Genomic DNA, 242 nt, shown 5'->3' with positions numbered 1-242 from the left:
CTTTGTGATTGTATAGTGAGTTTTTTGTTTAATACTTGTTTCATCCTCATACCAAACTTCATGCTTATGATTATTTTTATCCGTATACGTAAACACCATCGAACCAGCCGCTCCATCACGACGCGGTTTTGCATTTGTTTTTTGAATAAGTTCATTTGTGTCCTTCCAAGCAAGCATTTTGCTATTACTTTTATCACTCAAATCCCAATCATTTCCGTATGCAGGGATACCCATAATAATTT

General features: G+C 35.1%; 1 protein-coding gene. It reads right to left on the bottom strand.

What is annotated here, in order from left to right:
- A partial coding sequence (locus JDS96_RS31460; RefSeq protein WP_242480048.1) for a glycosyl hydrolase family 18 protein occupies positions 1-242 on the bottom strand: 242 nt, incomplete at both ends.

The sequence above is a fragment of the Bacillus cereus group sp. N21 genome (genome assembly GCF_016483395.1).
Classification (GTDB): Bacteria; Bacillota; Bacilli; order Bacillales; family Bacillaceae_G; genus Bacillus_A; species Bacillus_A pseudomycoides.
The sequence above is the reverse complement of the archived record's forward strand: the minus strand, read 5'-3'. Positions and strand labels throughout refer to the sequence as shown.